The sequence below is a fragment of the Variovorax sp. KK3 genome, from assembly GCF_001984055.1.
Lineage (GTDB): Bacteria > Pseudomonadota > Gammaproteobacteria > Burkholderiales > Burkholderiaceae_C > Variovorax.
The window spans coordinates 90082-104542 of sequence record NZ_LYVO01000001.1 but is presented as its reverse complement, the minus strand read 5'-3'; the positions used below and the strand labels follow the sequence as shown (position 1 = coordinate 104542).

The following is a 14461-nucleotide window of genomic DNA, read 5'->3' as shown; positions in this document are numbered from 1 at the left end:
TCATTGCCGCGCCGCAGGGTCGGCCGGCGCACTGTAGAAGGCGCGCACCGTGTCGATCAGGCGGGTGCGCTCGAATTCGGGATGCAGGCGGTAGCGCAACAGATACTCGCCGAAGAAAAGCGCACCCACCATCAGGGGCGACAGCAAGTTGGCCAGCACCGACCAGGCCGCGAACGACAGGGTGGCATAGACCCCGACCGACGCCACGGTCATGAGCGCGAAATACACGGTCCAGACGAGCGTGACGCGGCGCGTGTAGTCCCGCATCGCGGGCGACAGCGGATGGATGCGCTGTGCGAACTGGCCGATCAGCGAGAGCCGGTCGCGCCGCAGCGTGCCGCCGAACCAGCCGCACAGCAGCGCGTTGATGCCGGCATGCTGAAGCATGTAGAGCCGGTTCGGGTCGCCCGCCTCGCCGAGCAGCACCAGCGCGAAGCCGAGCACGCCCACCAACGCGGCCACCGCCAGGCCCCAGCCGCCGAAGCGGCTACCGGCCAGGCCCAGCGCCGTCAGCCATAGCGGCCCGAGGAGCACCCCGACCGCCCAGGGCTCGGCGGCATGGAAGAGCATCATCCAATGGGAAGCTCCGGCATAGGCCACCCCCGCGATCAGCAGGAGCGCCATGCGCCATCGGGACATGGATCAGGAGTCGCCGCGGTTCTGGGCGACATGTGCTGCGAGGCTGCGCAGCGATTGAAAGATCTGCTGGTTGCGCTCGTCGTCCGAGCGCAGCTGAAAGCCGTACTTGCGCGAGACTTCGAGCGCCACTTCGAGGATGTCGATCGAATCGAGCCCCAGCCCTTCGCCGTACAAAGGCGCCGTGGGCACGATGTCGGCAGGCGCGACCTCCAGGTTCAGCGACTCGACCAGGAGCACGGCCAGCTCGTTCTCGAGAGCGGACTGCTCGGGCGCATCGCCGAGGGCGGAAGGGGATGACTGGGCTGATGACAAGAGCAACTCCGGGAACTTTTGATTGAACCAACGTACGGGCTCGGAATTATAGGAGGCACCCCCGAAAGGCTTGGATAGACTGCACCCGAGTGCAACGACCGGAGCCCCTCATGGCCGACCCCCTTCTGATCGCCCGCCACGACACCACCGAATGCGCCCTGCTGCCGGGCCTGGCCAACCGCCACGGGCTCATCACCGGCGCCACCGGCACCGGCAAGACCGTCACGCTGCAAACCATCGCCGAACGGCTGTCGTCCATCGGCGTGCCGGTCTTCATGGCCGACGTCAAGGGCGACCTGACCGGCACCAGCCAGCAGGGCCGCATCGGCGACAAGATGGCCGCCACGCTGAAGGAGCGCGGGCTCGACCTGCCGGAGCCCCTCGCCTGCCCCGTCACGCTGTGGGACGTGTTCGGCGAGCAGGGCCACCCCGTGCGCGCCACCATCTCCGACATGGGCCCGCTGCTGCTGGGGCGCATGCTCAACCTCAACGAAACCCAGGCCGGCGTGCTGAACCTCGTGTTCAAGATCGCCGACGACAACGGCCTGCTGCTGCTGGACTTGAAGGACCTGCGCGCCATGCTGCAGCACGTGGGCGAAAACGCCAGCCAGTTCACCACCGAGTACGGCAACATCAGCGCCGCCAGCGTGGGCGCCATCCAGCGCGGGCTGTTGACCATCGAAAGCCAGGGCGGCGACAAGTTCTTCGGCGAGCCGATGCTCAACATCTCGGACTTCATGCAGATCGAGGGCGGCAAGGGCGTGATCAACATCCTGGCGGCCGACAAGCTCATGAACTCGCCGCGCCTCTACGCCACCTTCCTGCTGTGGATGCTGTCGGAGCTCTTCGAGCAATTGCCCGAAATCGGCGACCCCGACCAGCCCAAGCTGGTCTTCTTCTTCGACGAGGCGCACCTGCTCTTCAACGAGGCGCCCAAGGCGCTGGTCGAACGCATCGAGCTGGTGGTGCGGCTGGTGCGCTCCAAGGGCGTGGGCGTGTTCTTCGTGACGCAGAACCCGCTCGACATTCCCGACAGCGTGCTCGCCCAGCTCGGCAACCGCGTGCAGCACGCACTGCGCGCCTTCACGCCGCGCGACCAGAAGGCCGTCAAGGCCACCGCCACCACCATGCGGCAGAAGCCCGGGCTGGACATCGAGGCTGCGATCACCGAGCTGGCGGTCGGCGAGGCATTGGTGAGTTTCCTCGATGCGAAGGGGCGGCCCTCGATTACAGAGCGCGTCTATGTGCTGCCGCCGGGCAGCCAGATCGGCCCGATCACCGCGGCGCAGCGACAGGCCCTGATGGCCAATTCGCTCGTGGCCGGCGTGTACGAGAAGGCTGTAGACCGCGAGTCGGCCTACGAGACGCTGAAGGGCCGAGCCGCCAGCGCACCCGATGCGCCCGCTTCGCCTGGTGCATCGCCTGCGCCGGCGGGCAAGCCCGGCGCCGCAGCTACCGAAGAATCGGGCGGCGTGATGGGCAGCCTCAACGACATCCTTTTCGGCTCCACCGGCCCGCGCGGCGGCAAGCGCGACGGCCTGGCCCAGACCATGGCCAAGTCGGCCATGCGGACCATGGGGACGCAAGTGGGCAAGGAGATCTTGCGCGGGGTGCTCGGCGGGATCTTCGGGGCCAAGTCGCGGACCCGGCGCTGAACCAGAGTCGATGCGAGCCATCGATTCGAGCGTCTCGACGTGACGTGATGTGAGGCGACATGACGCGACGCGTCGTGAGCGCGACACTCGACCCGGCGGCGCATGGCGAAGGAAGCCAAGGCCTGCGCACCACACGCGGCAAGCCACCTTTTCTGTAGTACTTTCGACTAAACTCCGCTGCAACGCAACATGCGGAGGAGAACGTGGAGAGCAATCGTGATGCGGGCCAACGCCACGCGGGCGCGACTGCCTCTTTTTCATGGACACCCCGCACGGTGTGCGTCCCCCTTGCAGGCACCAGCGAAGAGCGACACGCGCGCGTGATCCGCAATCATTGCCGGCCTGGCGCCCCTGTCGAGCTTCGGCGGCCAAGCGACCGTGCGTCGGCGACGGAAGCCATGTGCGCATGGTTGCGCTGCGATGGCTGGTTCGGGTTGGCGACGACCTGGCGTCCCATCGGCTATGTCGATGCAGCGCACGCCTCGGGCTGGGGCTCCCAGCTCGACGCCGGATTGCTTCGCGTGGAGCGCGCGATCGTCTGCAGCAGCGCCCACGCACCCGGATGGCCGGTGCCTGTGGTCTCCATCCAGATCGACCTGCGACCCTGACGCGCATTCGAGGACTTGGCACGGTCATCGGCACTCCGACTGACGGGCAAGGGTCACGACCTCGACAGCAAGCAGTGGCGGAGCAGGCTGACGCCGACTTCTCGTAAACCACGGGCAAGTTCGAACACTGCACATAACCCCTGAGCGACGTCGCACGCATTCGCAATGCCGCGGGCTGGTGTCTATCCCTCATCCGCGAATGGTTGCTGGGCATCACTGGCCGCAAATGACACTGAGTGCCATAAACTACGGCACTCAGTGCCAATTCTCGAGCAATCTCGATCTCGTCCCGAATGATCAACACCAAGGAAGCCAGCCGCCTGGACGTGTCCCGGCACGCCACCCGCCTCTTTCTCGAAAAAGGCGTCACTGCGACGAGCGCCGACGACATTGCCGCGGCCGCGGGCATCTCTCGGCGGACCTTCTGGCGCTACTTCCGGACGAAGGAAAGCTCGGTCGAACCGCTGTTCAACCATTCGTCGTTCCGCTTCGTCTCGCAGATGTCCGAGTGGAAGCTCGACACGACCATCGAGGCATTCATCCACGGCTACTTCGCGCTGGCCACGCGCCCGGAACGCGACGTCAGCGACGACGTGCTCTGCGCGCTGCTGATCGCACGCCTGCCGATGGAGCCGGGCCTGCGCGAGGCATGGCTCATGGCCAACCACAAGGTGCAAGCGGAAATGGCGAAGGTCGTCGCACGGCGCGCACGCCGCCATTCGGAGGAGTTCGACGTGCAGCTGTGTGCCGCAACCATCATCGCCGCGATGCGCACGGTGGACGAGCACATCACCGATGCCGTCATCAACCAGAAGAAGGTCATGACGATGGAAAGCATCAACGACTTTCTCGCCCGCGCGATACGCACCGCCAGCACGCTGCCGATCTGCGACGCGATCAAGGACTAGATGCGACCTCACGACGAACGAACCTGGGCCCGAACGCGCCGAGCCTCATGGCTGGTGCCGGCCGGCTTGCTTGCCGCCATCCTCATGGGATGCGCCACGGGCGAGCATCCGCGCGTGCCCGAGATCACGCTGCCTCCCAGCTACGGCACGCAAGCCAGGAACGAACTGCCACCGGCCGCGCTCGACGCCTGGTGGCGCAGCTACGGCGACGAGCAGTTGCAATCGCTGGTGGAGCGCTCGCTCGCCAACGGCGTCGATGCCAAGCTCGCACTGGCGCGACTCGATGAAGCACGCGCCATCCGCGGCCAGACGCTGTCCATCGCCGATGCGCGCGGTGCAGTGCAAGGCAACGTGGAGCGCACCAGAAACATCCGCCTCGACGACGGGTCGGCATCGTCCGCCGCCGCCATCGCACCGACCACACGGAGCCAGGGCCTCTCGCTGCCCATCAGCTGGGAGCTCGACCTGTTCGGTCGCAACACGACGCGGCGCGATGCGGCGGACGCAGACCTGGCAGCCGCGCGATTCGACTACGAGGCATCGCGGGCGGCGCTCGCGGCCCAGGTGGCGCAGACCTTGTTCGAAGCCCGCGGCCTGGCGGCTCGGCTGGACGACGCGCGTGCGAACGAACGCATCCAGGGCGCGCTGCTCGAGTTGCTCGACCGCCGGGTCGAACGGGGCCTGTCTGCCGCGTCCGAAGCCGACCGCGTCGGTGCCGAGGTCGCACGCAGCCTTGCACAGCGAATGGGGCTGGAGGCGGAGCTACACGCAACGCGCCGTGCCGTCCTGGTGCTGGCCGGCGACGGCCTCGGCCCGATCGACCGCATCGCGGCCGATCAAGGCGCGAGCGATGGCCTGGGCGCGCCGCCGGGCGTGCCCGCCACCGTGCCAGGCAACCTGCTCGAACGCCGACCCGACGTACGGCAGGCACACGCCCGCGTCGAAAGCGCTCGCGCGTCCGTGCGCCTGGCCGAACTCGACTTCTTCCCGACGCTCACGCTGCAACCGTCCATCGGCGTATCGCAGCAGCGCGGCACCTTCGACACGCGGCTCGCCTTCTGGACGCTCGGCGCAGGCCTGAACATCCCGGTGCTCGACCGGCCCCGGCTGATGGCCGCGCTCGACATCCAGAGCGCGCGCGGCATGCAGGCCGTCGTCGCCTATGAGAAGGCCGTGCAGACAGCCTTCGCCGAAGCCGACCAGGCCTTCGTGCGCCTGGAAGCCGCGCACGAACGCGTGGCCATCCTGCAGGACGGCGAAGCACGTGCCCGACGCGCCTTCGACGCGGCGGAGACGCGGTACCGGCGCGGCCTGGGCGACCTGCAGAGCCTGCTCGATGCCGAGGCCGCGTGGCGCGGCTCGCGCGCCGCATTCACCACCGCGAAGGTCGACAGGCTTCTGGGCTCGGTCCAGGCCTTCAAGTCGCTGGGCGGCGGATGGACTGCGCCAGGCGCCGATTCATCCGAGTGAGCCCGCCGATGCCGGCGATCCCGGCGATTTCGCCGATCCTGAAATTTCGTACAGAACGTCCCCGAACCATGAACCGATCTTTTGCGCCCAGCGTCGTCGCGCTCCTGCTGGCTGCCGGCCCTGCCCTTCTGCTCGCCGGCTGTTCGGGCGAAGCCCAACCCAAGCGCGCGGCCGAGGTGCCTCGCACCGTCTCGGTCGCGCAGGTCGCAAGCGAAGCACTCGCCGCCACGACCACGGCATCGGGGCTGCTCGTTGCGCGCGAAGAGGCGGCGGTCGGCGTCGAGCAGGCCGGCGTGCGCGTGCTGCGTGTCTTCGTCGAAGAAGGCGCCCAGGTGAAGGCCGGCCAGGCCCTGGCCGTGCTCGACGATGCGCTGCTGCGCCAGCGCGTCGCGCAGGCGCGGGCGCAGGCCGAGAAAGCGAAGGCCGAAGCGGACCGCGTCGAAGGTCTGGACAGCACCGGCGTCATCTCCGACGAAGACATCGGAAGTCGTCGAAGCCAGGCCCGCATCGCAACAGCGCAATTGCGCGAACTCGAAACCCAGATCGGGCAGATGACCGTTCGCGCGCCCGTGTCGGGCATGGTCGTCGAGCGCACCGTGCGGCCGGGCTCGCTGTCGAGCGGCGAGCCGATGTTCCGTGTCGTCCGGGACAACGAGGTCGAACTCGACGCCGAGGTGCCGGAGATCGCCATCCTCGGTGTGCGGCCCGGCCAGGCGGTGAAGGTGACGCTCGCCGACGGCACCGACGTCGACGGCACGGTGCGCCTGATCAGCCCGCGCATCGATCCCCAGACCAAGCTCGGCCGCGTGCGGGTGGCCATGCCGACCGCGAGCATGCTGCGCGTGGGCGGCTTCGCGCGCGCGACCTTCGCGAGCGGCGCCGCGCCGGTCGCCGTCGTGCCCGAAAAGGCCGTTCACTTCGAAGCCAGCGGCCCGTCGGTGATCGTCATCGGCGCCGACAACCGCGCGCACCGCATGCCGGTCAAGACCGGCCAGCGTTCGCGCGGGCGCGTCGAGCTGGTGCAGGGCCCGCCCATCGGCACGCAGGTCGCGCTGGCGGGCGGTGCCTTCCTGATCGACGGCGACCTGGTGAAGCCGGGACTCGGCCAGCCGGCCGCGAGCGGAGCGAAGTGACATGAAGCTCGGCATCTCCGCATGGTCGATCAAGAACCCGATTCCGGTCAGCGTGCTCTTCATCGCGCTGCTGATCGCGGGCCTCGCGGGCTACCTGGCCTTGCCCATCAAGCTGTTCCCCGACGTTTCGTTCCCCATCGTGCAGGTGAGCGTGTCGCTGCCGGGCGCGGCGACGACCGAGGTCGAGACCCAGGTCACGCGCGAAGTCGAAGGCGCGGTGTCGAACATCGCCAACGTCGCCCACGTGAGTTCGACGGTGTCGCCGGGCGCATCGGCGACGACGGTCGAGTTCGCCGTGGGCGCCGATCCGCAGAAGGCGACCGACGAAGTCCGCGCCGCCATCGATGCGGTGCGGGCCGCCTTGCCGCGCGGCATCGAAGAGCCCATCGTGCGCCGCTTCGACATCGACTCGCTGCCCATCCTGACCTACGCAGTGTCCGCCTCCGGCATGTCCGACGTCGAGCTGAGCTGGTTCATCGACGACACGGTGGCGCGCGCATTGATCAGCGCCGACGGCGTGGCCCAGGTCGCGCGTGTCGGCGGTGTCGAACGCGAGATCAACATCACGCTCGACCCCGCCCGGCTCGAGGCACTGGGGCTGACCGCGCCGCAGGTCAACGACGCGCTGCGAGGCTTCAGCACCGACATCGGCGGCGGCATCACGCAGATCGGCGGCCACCAGCAGACCGTGCGCGTGCTGAACGCGGCGCAGAGCGTCGACAGCCTTCGCCAGCTCGTGATTCCGACCGGCGGCGGCCGCACGGTGCAGCTCGGCGACGTGGCCAACGTCGGCAGCGGTGCGGCCGAACGCACGGGCCTGGCCTTGCTCGACGGGTCGCCGGTGGTCGGCTTCCAGGTGATGAAGACGAATGCGGCATCCGACGTGGACGTGGAGACGGCCACCCTCGCGGCCGTCGACAAGCTGGCGAAGAAGCATCCGGGCGTCACCTTCACGCCGATCGTCTCGTCGGCCGAGAACACGCGGCACAGCTTCGACGCCACGGTCCACACGCTGCTCGAAGGCATGCTGCTCGCCGCGCTGGTGGTGCTGGCCTTTCTGCGCGACTGGCGCGCGACCGCCATCGCGGCGCTGGCCATGCCGATCTCGCTGGTCCCCACCTTCGCGGTCATGCACCTGATGGGCTTCAGCCTGAACATGATCACGCTGCTTGCGCTGACCCTGGTGATCGGCATCCTGGTCGACGACGCGATCGTCGAGATCGAGAACATCCAGAAGCGCATCCAGGCCGGCGAATCGCCTTTCCACGCCGCGTTCGAGGGCTCCGACGCCATCGGGCTGGCGGTGACGGCGACCACGCTCGCCATCGTGGTCGTGTTCATGCCGGTGTCCTTCCTCGGCGGCTTCATCGGCCAGTTCTTCTTCGAGTTCGGCATCACGGTGGCCGTTTCGGTGCTGTCGTCGCTGGTCGTGGCGCGCATGCTCACGCCGCTGATGTGCGCCTACTTCCTGGCGCCCGAGGCACATGCGCATCCGCAGAAGCCGTTCGTGGGCTGGTACCGGCGCTCGCTCGACTGGGCGCTCGACCACCGCTGGATCTCGCTCGGCCTCGGCTCGGCGATCTTCATCGGCTCGCTCTTTCTCGCGAGCCTGCTGCCCACTGGCTTCACGCCGCCGTCGGACAACGGCATCGTGCAGATCACGGTGGAAGGCGGGCCCGGCTCGACCATCGACGACCTGCAGGTCGCGTCGAGCCGGCTCACGCGCGAACTGAAGCAGCGCGACGAGGTGAAGACGGTCTTCGTCACCATCGCCAACGATGCCGCCAAGAGCGGAACCAGCGGCGTGACGGTGCTGCTGCGCGACGACCGCCGCATGACGACGCAGGAGTTCCAGGCCGACATCCGTCCGCTGCTCTCGGCCATTCCCGACGTGCGGCTCGGCTTTGCGTTGAGCGGACAAGGCGGCAGCACGACGGTGCAGATCCTGTTGTCGAGCGAGAACGGCCCGGCGCTCGAAAAGTCGTCGACCGAGCTGGCGCGGCAGATGCGCGAGCTGCCCGAGCTGGCAAACGTGCGCGAGGCGACCCTGCGCCCTGGCACCGAACTGGTCATTCGCCTGAAGCCGTCGGAGGCAGCTCGGTTGGGCGTCACGCCCGAAGCGGTCGCGGCGATCGCCCGTGTCGCCACCATCGGCGACATCGACGCCAGCTCGGCCAAGTTCAATGCCGGTACCGAGCGCCTGACCGTGCGGGTGCGGCTCGACGATGCATCGCGCGGCGACCTCGACGTCATCCAGTCCCTGCGCGTGCCCACCAGCTCGGGGTCGACCGTGCCGCTGTCGACGGTCGCCGAAATCAGCTTCCAGGCGGGCGCGGCGCGCATCGAGCGCTACGACCGCGAGCGCCGCGCCATGGTCGAAGCCGAACTGTCCGGCGTCTCGCTCGGCCAGGGCCTGGCCCGCATCCATGCGCTGCCGATCCTCAAGAACCTGCCCGAGGGCGTGCGCAACCCGGCCTATGGCGACAGCGAAAACCAGCTCAAGCTGTTCAAGAGCTTCGGGCTCGCGCTCGCGGCCGGCATCGGCATGATCTACGCGGTGCTGGTGCTGCTGTTCCGCAGCTTCTTCAAGCCGATCACCATTCTCGCGGCGCTGCCGCTGTCGCTGGCCGGCGCGTTTCTCGGCCTCTTGATCGGCGGCGCCGAACTCGGCCTGCCCGCACTCATCGGCCTGTTGATGCTCATGGGTCTGGCGGCCAAGAACTCCATCCTGCTGGTCGAGTTCGCGATCGAGGCGGAACGCGACGGCGCGAGCCAGCACGAGGCCCTGGTGCAGGCCTGCCGCGAACGCGCGCGCCCGATCGTGATGACGACCTTCGCGATGGCGGCAGGCATGCTGCCGACCGCGCTGGGCATCGGCGAGGGTTCGGAGTTCCGCGTGCCGATGGCACTGGCGGTCATTGGCGGACTGATCAGCTCGACCCTGCTGTCGCTGGTGCTGGTACCCGTGGTCTACGAATTCGTGGAAGACGCGGAGCTATGGCTGACGCCGAAGCTCGCGCGCTTCGTGACGCACAAGGGCATCGGTGCGGAAGGCCAGTTTCAATGAGGTGCGGGGGGCCCCGCTTCTTCGGCGTCACTCGGGCTGCAGCACCGACCTGTATGTGAAGCGGACTCGGCGATGCCCGTGGGCGATACACTACAGAAATCTGTACGCTCGCGACGCAGCATGAAAACCACTCTCGACCTGAATGATGCTTTGTTGACGGAAGCCAAGACCTTGGCCGTTCAACAGCGCACAAGCCTGACGCGTTTGATCGAAGAAGGACTCCAGATGCGCCTGCGCGCTCAAAAGGCGCCTGCAAAGCGCGTCCGTCTCCCGGTGTTCCGCGGCAAGGGTGGACTGGCACCGGGCTTGGATGGGCTCAGCAACAAGGCAATGCTGGACGCCGCCGACCGTGACGCCTGACGTCAACATCCTGGTGGCTGCCTCCCGCAGCGATCACCCGCATCACAAAGCTGCGAACGAGTGGTTGGAACAGGCGCTTGGCGATGCAAACCGCGGCACACGCCTCAAATTGCAGCCGATGGTGCTCGCGAGCTTCCTGCGATTGGTGACGAATCCCAAGATCTTCCTGAACCCCACGCCAACGGCCAATGCCCTGCGGTTCATCGAGGCGATATTGGCCGCTCCCGGCGTCGAAGTGCCATCGTTGGGGCCCGAATGGCCTCACCTGCGCCAGTTGTGCGCCGACATGAAGCTTGCAGGCAATGACCTGCCGGACGCCTGGCTGGCCGCAGCGGCAATTCACCAAGGCGAGCATGTGGTCAGTTTCGACTCGGATTTCAGGCGCCTGCTGCCTCGAACGCAGTTCACGCGGCTCGGGATCGCCTCCTAGCCGGCCGCGTGGCGCTCGACTTGCTCACCACCGCAACACCCGATACCCGATCACCGCCCCCGCCGCCGCCGGCAGCGCCATCCCGATCACGTACCAGATCCCGAGAAAAGGCGCCGCCAGTTCCGGGCAGTGCAGCGCATAGACCGCGGCACCCGCACCAGCGGACATGATGCCCGCGGCTGCGCCGGCGAGCGCCGGTTGCGTCGGCGCCAGGCTCTTCAGCGCGAACAAGGAGGCCACGAACACGGGCAGCGTGATCAGCGAGATGTTGAAGACGCAGCTGCGCCAGGTCTGGCCCCACACCATGGCGGCGCGGTCGTCGGTAGGCGCGTCCAGCCAGCTTGCGAGGCCGATCGCCCATATCAGCAGCACGGGCATCAGCAGGCCCAGCCACGCGGCGCGCACGCGCACGCCGGGGCGCGCGAGGCGTTGGACGACCACGAAACCTGCGACGGCCATGCAGATCGGGAACAGCAGCTTGATCCAGAACATCGGCCAAAACAATGTCTGCACCAGATCGCGCCGCACGCCGTATTCGACAGCCATGATGCCGATCGACAGCGGCAGGCCCAAGGCCAGCGCCAAGGCGAAGCGGCGCGAGGCGGCCTGGCGCGGCACGGGCTCGGCATCGGCGGCGAGCAGCGCCACGAGTTCGTCTGTCTTCATGTCGAGGTCTTTCCGATCTTGAGGGCCAGGGCCTTGAGCCCGCGGTGGATGCCCACCTTCACGGCCGATTCCGACATGCCGGTGAGCCGCGCCGTCTCGGCCACCGACAGGCCCTGCAGCTTCACATGCACGATCGGCAGGCGGTGCCGGTCGGGCAAGGTCTCGAGCAGCCCCGACAGGTCGCGCCGCGCGTCGCTGGCCTCGGTGGCCGAGTCGGCGAACACGGCCAGGTCGTCGTCGAGCGGAACGTGCAACGCCTCGCGGCTGGACTTGGCGCGCAGCAGGTCGATCATCTTGTAGCGCGCGATCGCATGCACCCAGGCCGTGAGCGGCTGGTCGCTCTGGTAAGTGTGGCGCTGGTTGTGCATCGCGAGCAGGCACTCCTGGACAAGGTCTTCCACTTCGTCCGGCCAGCCGAACAGGCGCCGGGCCAGATAGGCGCGCAAATGGGCGCTGAGCTTCTGAAGAAAGGCGCGATAGGCCGCGGCGTCGCCGTCCAGGCCACGCACGAACAGCTCGTGCAGCACCACTTCCGCTTCGCTCTTTGCCATCGGGCTCCCACCGGTCATTCGCGCCCGGGCCCGATCGGGTTACAGGCACGAAGAAAAAAAGAAATCCGGCGCATTGTGCCGCGCGCTGTAACTGCCTTCTTCGAACCCGCGAAGTAGTGACGACCGCGCAATGACGGCACGGTTGACAACCTCAACTTCACCACTGGAGCACTTCCATGATCACTCGCCCTCTCGCCATCACCGCCCTCGCCCTGGGCGCCCTCGCCGCCGGCAACGCCCTGGCGCAAGACACCAAGCCGATGGCCGACAAGATGCCCGCGATGGAGAAATGCTACGGCGTCTCGATGGCCGGCAAGAACGACTGCGCAGCCGGCCCCGGCACCACCTGCGCCGGTACCGCGAAGATGGACTACCAGGGCAATGCCTGGAAGAACGTGCCGGCCGGCACCTGCGCCGCGATCAAGACGCCGAAGGGCATGGGCTCGCTGATGCCGATCAAGTCCTGATGCCAGCGCGCCGCCCGTCACCATGACCTCGCAGGCGCTCGGGGCCGGCCTCGGCCTCAAACCGGAGCACTTCGATGCGGCGCTGTCGGCGCGTGCCGATGGCCTGTGGTTCGAAGTGCATCCCGAGAACTACATGGTGGCGGGCGGTCCGCGGCTGGCCTGGCTCGAAGCCGTGCGTCGGCACCACCCGGTTTCGCTGCATGGCGTTTCGCTCTCTCTCGCTGGCGAGACGAAGCCGGATGCGGCGCAGCTGCGGCGGCTGGCGGCGCTGGCGCGACGCATCGAGCCCACGCTTGTCTCGGAGCACTTGGCCTGGTCGACATGGCGCGGCGGCTACCTGCCGGACCTGCTGCCCTTCGCACGCACGACCGAGGCGCTGCACCGCATCGCGGCCCACGTCGGCCGCACGCAGGACGCGCTGGCAAGGCCTATCGCGATCGAGAACCCCTCCCACTACCTGCGCTTCGACGGCCATGCATGGGACGAGATCGACTTCCTCACGGAGTTGGTCCGCCGCACCGGCTGTACGCTGCTGCTGGACATCAACAACGTCCACGTGTCCGCCTGCAACCTGGGCTACTCGGCCGAAGACTGGCTCGACCGCTTTCCGGCCGCGCCGGTCAGCGAGATCCACCTGGCCGGCCATTCGCAGGATCCGACGCTCGGCGCCGCATTGCTCATCGACTCGCACGATGCACCCGTGGCGACGGAAGTCTGGCGGCTCTATCGGCGATTCGTGGAGCGCGCCGGCCCGCGGCCGACGCTGATCGAACGCGACGGCCAGGTGCCGGCCTTCGACGAACTGATGCGCGAACGTGCCACGGCCCACGCTGCAATGGCCACGCCCGTCCACGCCGAAGAGGCCGCGGCATGAGCTTTCACGACGCATTCGCGCACGCCCTCTTTGCGCCTGACACGGTCGACGACCCGGCGGTGCAGGCGCTCGTGGCCCAACCGGCCTTCGCCGTCTACCGCAACACCGTCATGAAAGGCTGCATCGACGCGCTCGAAGCCAACTTCCCCGCCGTCGCGCGGCTGGTGGGCAGCGAATGGTTCCGAGCGGCCGCGGCGCTGCACGTCGCAGGCCATCCACCGCGTGACGGGCGCCTTCTCGTCTACGGCGACGACTTCGCCGCATTCCTTCAAGCCTTCGAGCCCGCGGCCGGATTGAGCTATCTGTCCGGCGTGGCCCGGCTCGATGCGCTGTGGCGCGAAGCCCATGCGGCCGGCGACGCCGCCTCGCTCGACACCGCGTGGCTCGCGCGACATGAACCGGATGCACTCGCGGCCCTGGTGCTGCGCCCGCATCCGGCAACGCGCTGGGCCTGGTTCGACGACCAACCCGTCTACAGCATCTGGGCACGCAACCGAAGCGCGGCGCCGGACGAATCGGAACTCGCCTGGCGCGGAGAAGGCGCGCTCATGACGCGCCCCTTCGACAGCGTGAACTGGTGCGGCATCGACCAGCCTGCCTGTGCTTTTCTCGACGCCTGTGCAGGCGGCGAGCCGTTGGCCGCAGCGGCCGAGCGCGCGCTCGCGGTCGATGCCGATGCCGACATCGCCGCCCTGCTTGCGTCATTGCTGCGCGCTGGCGCTTTCACCACCACCGACCATTCCCGAGACCACCGCTGAACGAGGACCATCATGAACGCCCAACCTGCCTCCCCGACCGCCACCGCCACCCCTCTTGCCGACGCGCCTGCACACGGCCTCCGTGCGCGCTGGAACGATGCGGCCGACCTGCTCTCGCGGCTCGTGACCCATGACCTGCTGGCACTGGCATCGCGCCTGAGCATCGCGGCCATCTTCTTCCTGTCGGGCCGTACCAAGGTCGAAGGCTTCCTCATGCTGACCCCGGGCGCCTACGAGCTGTTCCGCACCGAGTACAAGCTGCCCCTGGTGCCGCCGGAAATCGCGGCCCATCTCGCGGCCTACGCCGAACACCTGTTCCCGGTGCTGCTGGTGCTGGGCCTGGCCACGCGGCTCTCGGCGCTGGCGCTGCTGGGCATGACGCTGGTGATCCAGGTCTTCGTCTACCCGGACGCCTGGCCGACGCATCTTTCGTGGGCCGCCCTGCTGCTCTACCTGGTCGGCCGCGGCGCGGGCGGCTTCTCGCTCGACCGGCTGTTGCGCCTGCGGTGAAGAGCAAGCGACGCGCCGCGGCCCGCAAACCGCGGCTTGCCAGCCACGGACAC

At 68.1% G+C, this 14461-nt stretch carries 16 protein-coding genes; 12 read left to right on the top strand and 4 right to left on the bottom strand.

The features are described 5' to 3' along the window. Together B0W80_RS00520 and B0W80_RS00515 are read right to left on the bottom strand one after the other, a co-directional pair. Positions 1–639 (bottom strand): hypothetical protein, encoded by a 639-nt coding sequence (locus B0W80_RS00520; protein ID WP_076997136.1) that lies wholly within the window; start codon positions 637–639, stop codon positions 1–3. Positions 640–642: 3 nt separating this feature from the next. After that, on the bottom strand, positions 643–951 hold the full coding sequence (locus B0W80_RS00515) for a phosphopantetheine-binding protein (protein ID WP_218668860.1): 309 nt from the start codon (positions 949–951) through the stop codon (positions 643–645). Positions 952–1061: 110 nt separating this feature from the next. On the opposite strand from B0W80_RS00515, the gene B0W80_RS00510 reads away from it, so the two are divergent. The 8 genes from B0W80_RS00510 (at position 1062) to B0W80_RS00475 (ending at position 10582) form a co-directional block, all read left to right on the top strand. Then, positions 1062–2606: a helicase HerA-like domain-containing protein gene (locus B0W80_RS00510; protein WP_076997134.1), complete on the top strand. Its 1545-nt coding sequence runs from the start codon at positions 1062–1064 to the stop codon at positions 2604–2606. Between the two features lie 398 nt (positions 2607–3004). After that, positions 3005–3214: a hypothetical protein gene (locus B0W80_RS00505; protein WP_076997133.1), complete on the top strand. Its 210-nt coding sequence runs from the start codon at positions 3005–3007 to the stop codon at positions 3212–3214. 293 nt (positions 3215–3507) lie between these two features. Beyond that, positions 3508–4122, top strand: a complete 615-nt coding sequence (locus B0W80_RS00500; RefSeq protein ID WP_076997132.1) for a TetR/AcrR family transcriptional regulator — start codon at positions 3508–3510, stop codon at positions 4120–4122. Beyond that, a complete protein-coding gene (locus tag B0W80_RS00495) occupies positions 4123–5592 on the top strand; it encodes an efflux transporter outer membrane subunit (protein ID WP_076997131.1) in 1470 nt (489 codons plus the stop codon). A gap of 68 nt (positions 5593–5660) precedes the next feature. Next, positions 5661–6725, top strand: coding sequence for an efflux RND transporter periplasmic adaptor subunit (locus B0W80_RS00490; RefSeq protein WP_076997130.1), 1065 nt, complete (start codon positions 5661–5663; stop codon positions 6723–6725). A gap of 1 nt (position 6726) precedes the next feature. Then, complete coding sequence (locus B0W80_RS00485) at positions 6727–9792, top strand: efflux RND transporter permease subunit (RefSeq protein WP_076997129.1); 3066 nt, start codon at positions 6727–6729, stop codon at positions 9790–9792. Positions 9793–9912: 120 nt separating this feature from the next. Continuing rightward, positions 9913–10152: a DUF6364 family protein gene (locus B0W80_RS00480; RefSeq protein ID WP_076997128.1), complete on the top strand. Its 240-nt coding sequence runs from the start codon at positions 9913–9915 to the stop codon at positions 10150–10152. Next, entirely contained in the window at positions 10142–10582 is a 441-nt protein-coding gene (locus B0W80_RS00475; protein WP_076997127.1) for a TA system VapC family ribonuclease toxin, read from the top strand. Before B0W80_RS00480 ends, B0W80_RS00475 begins: the two co-directional genes overlap by 11 nt. A gap of 24 nt (positions 10583–10606) precedes the next feature. Here B0W80_RS00475 and B0W80_RS00470 read toward each other — a convergent pair whose 3' ends face one another. Both B0W80_RS00470 and B0W80_RS00465 read right to left on the bottom strand, forming a co-directional pair. Then, entirely contained in the window at positions 10607–11248 is a 642-nt protein-coding gene (locus B0W80_RS00470; RefSeq protein ID WP_076997126.1) for a DUF1109 domain-containing protein, read from the bottom strand. Next, positions 11245–11799 (bottom strand): sigma-70 family RNA polymerase sigma factor, encoded by a 555-nt coding sequence (locus tag B0W80_RS00465; protein ID WP_076997125.1) that lies wholly within the window; start codon positions 11797–11799, stop codon positions 11245–11247. The genes B0W80_RS00470 and B0W80_RS00465 overlap by 4 nt, the downstream gene beginning before the upstream one ends. A gap of 176 nt (positions 11800–11975) precedes the next feature. On the opposite strand from B0W80_RS00465, the gene B0W80_RS00460 reads away from it, so the two are divergent. The 4 genes from B0W80_RS00460 to B0W80_RS00445 are packed head-to-tail and all read left to right on the top strand — an operon-like array spanning position 11976 to position 14408. Continuing rightward, complete coding sequence (locus tag B0W80_RS00460; protein WP_076997124.1) at positions 11976–12266, top strand: DUF2282 domain-containing protein; 291 nt, start codon at positions 11976–11978, stop codon at positions 12264–12266. Between the two features lie 22 nt (positions 12267–12288). After that, positions 12289–13140, top strand: coding sequence for a DUF692 domain-containing protein (locus B0W80_RS00455; RefSeq protein WP_076997123.1), 852 nt, complete (start codon positions 12289–12291; stop codon positions 13138–13140). After that, positions 13137–13898, top strand: a complete 762-nt coding sequence (locus B0W80_RS00450) for a DNA-binding domain-containing protein (RefSeq protein WP_076997122.1) — start codon at positions 13137–13139, stop codon at positions 13896–13898. Before B0W80_RS00455 ends, B0W80_RS00450 begins: the two co-directional genes overlap by 4 nt. A 12-nt stretch (positions 13899–13910) precedes the next feature. Then, a complete protein-coding gene (locus B0W80_RS00445) occupies positions 13911–14408 on the top strand; it encodes a DoxX family protein (RefSeq protein WP_076997121.1) in 498 nt (165 codons plus the stop codon). Positions 14409–14461: the final 53 nt, after the last annotated feature.

What these genes read in the sequence shown, in the direction of transcription:
- B0W80_RS00495 (WP_076997131.1), top strand. Translation starts at nt 4,123, where the DNA reads ATGCGACCTCACGACGAACGAACCTGGGCCCGAACGCGCCGAGCCTCA.
- B0W80_RS00470 (WP_076997126.1), bottom strand. Translation starts at nt 11,248, where the DNA reads ATGAAGACAGACGAACTCGTGGCGCTGCTCGCCGCCGATGCCGAGCCC.
- B0W80_RS00485 (WP_076997129.1), top strand. Translation starts at nt 6,727, where the DNA reads ATGAAGCTCGGCATCTCCGCATGGTCGATCAAGAACCCGATTCCGGTC.
- B0W80_RS00465 (WP_076997125.1), bottom strand. Translation starts at nt 11,799, where the DNA reads ATGGCAAAGAGCGAAGCGGAAGTGGTGCTGCACGAGCTGTTCGTGCGT.
- B0W80_RS00505 (WP_076997133.1), top strand. Translation starts at nt 3,005, where the DNA reads ATGTGCGCATGGTTGCGCTGCGATGGCTGGTTCGGGTTGGCGACGACC.
- B0W80_RS00460 (WP_076997124.1), top strand. Translation starts at nt 11,976, where the DNA reads ATGATCACTCGCCCTCTCGCCATCACCGCCCTCGCCCTGGGCGCCCTC.
- B0W80_RS00520 (WP_076997136.1), bottom strand. Translation starts at nt 639, where the DNA reads ATGTCCCGATGGCGCATGGCGCTCCTGCTGATCGCGGGGGTGGCCTAT.
- B0W80_RS00480 (WP_076997128.1), top strand. Translation starts at nt 9,913, where the DNA reads ATGAAAACCACTCTCGACCTGAATGATGCTTTGTTGACGGAAGCCAAG.
- B0W80_RS00445 (WP_076997121.1), top strand. Translation starts at nt 13,911, where the DNA reads ATGAACGCCCAACCTGCCTCCCCGACCGCCACCGCCACCCCTCTTGCC.
- B0W80_RS00500 (WP_076997132.1), top strand. Translation starts at nt 3,508, where the DNA reads ATGATCAACACCAAGGAAGCCAGCCGCCTGGACGTGTCCCGGCACGCC.
- B0W80_RS00490 (WP_076997130.1), top strand. Translation starts at nt 5,661, where the DNA reads ATGAACCGATCTTTTGCGCCCAGCGTCGTCGCGCTCCTGCTGGCTGCC.
- B0W80_RS00455 (WP_076997123.1), top strand. Translation starts at nt 12,289, where the DNA reads ATGACCTCGCAGGCGCTCGGGGCCGGCCTCGGCCTCAAACCGGAGCAC.
- B0W80_RS00510 (WP_076997134.1), top strand. Translation starts at nt 1,062, where the DNA reads ATGGCCGACCCCCTTCTGATCGCCCGCCACGACACCACCGAATGCGCC.
- B0W80_RS00450 (WP_076997122.1), top strand. Translation starts at nt 13,137, where the DNA reads ATGAGCTTTCACGACGCATTCGCGCACGCCCTCTTTGCGCCTGACACG.